This window comes from Streptomyces sp. H39-C1 (genome assembly GCF_027158125.1).
Lineage (GTDB): Bacteria > Actinomycetota > Actinomycetes > Streptomycetales > Streptomycetaceae > Actinacidiphila > Actinacidiphila fildesensis.
This window is the reverse complement of sequence record NZ_JAPVLS010000268.1, coordinates 1-1,160: the sequence shown is the minus strand read 5'-3', so window position 1 is coordinate 1,160 and position 1,160 is coordinate 1. Positions and strand designations below refer to the sequence as shown.

Here is a 1,160-nt window from a genome sequence, read left to right as displayed (position 1 = left end):
CTAGTGTCCTGCGCCGGAGATCCGTCGGCAGAAGCGTGCGAGGGAGTCGAGGATCTCTTCCGCCGTCTTGGTCCAGATGAATGGCTTGGGATCCTCGTTCCAGTTCTTCACCCAGGCGCGGATGTCGGCTTCGAGGTTTTGGACGTTCTTGTGGGCACCCCGACGGATCATCTGGTCGGCCAGGAAGCCGAACCATCGCTCGACCTGATTGATCCACGACGAGCCGGTCGGCGTGAAGTGCATCTGGAACCGCGGGTGTTTGCTCAGCCAGGCCCTGATCGCGGGAGTCTTGTGCGTGCCGTAGTTGTCCACGATCAGGTGCACCTGCAGGTGCGCGGGCACCTCCTTGTCGATGCGGATCAAGAACTTCTTGAACTCCGCCGCCCGGTGCCTGCGGTGCAGGGCACTGATGACCTGCCCGGTAGTGACATCAAACGCGGCAAACAGGGTGGTCAAGCCGTTGCGGACGTAGTCGTGAGTACGGCGCTCCGGCATGCCCGGCATCATCGGCAACACCGGCTGAGAGCGGTCCAGTGCCTGAATCTGGGACTTCTCGTCCACCGAGAGAACCACGGCGCCCTCGGGCGGGTTGAAGTACAGCCCGACGACGTCGTAGACCTTCTCCACGAACAACGGGTCGGTCGACAACTTGAACGTGTCCGTCAGGTGCGGCTTGAGTTGGAACCTCCGCCAGATCCTGCCGACCGTGGACTTCGACAGACCACTGTGGTCCGCCATCGACTTCCGCGACCAGTGAGTGGCGTTCTTCGGGATCTCCTCCAGCGTCGCGACCACGACCGCCTCCACCTGACCGACATCGATCGTGGGTGGCCGGCCCGGCCGGGGCTCGTCGACCAGACCATCCAGCCGGTCGACGAGAAACCGCCGCCGCCACTTGCGAACCGTGTCCGCGCTCACCCGCAGATCCCTGGCGACCGTAACGATCGGCGGTACCTCCGGCCCTGCGCACGCCAACACGATCCGCGCGCGCAAGGCCAGGGCCTGGGCCGATGTCGCCCGACGCGTCCACCTCTCCAACACCGCCCGCTCATCCGCACACAGCAGTAACGGCTCCAGTTTCGGGCCCCGACGAGGCACCGATGCACCAGCAGTAGAAGTCACACAGCATCTAACGATCAACTACTGGCGCAGGACACTAG

Annotated in this window: 1 protein-coding gene; it reads right to left on the bottom strand. The window is 64.1% G+C overall.

Translation table 11 applies throughout. The features are described 5' to 3' along the window. Positions 1-1,098, bottom strand: coding sequence for an IS630 family transposase (locus tag O3W51_RS48140; RefSeq protein ID WP_138359673.1), 1,098 nt, complete (start codon positions 1,096-1,098; stop codon positions 1-3). Positions 1,099-1,160 lie beyond the last annotated feature (62 nt).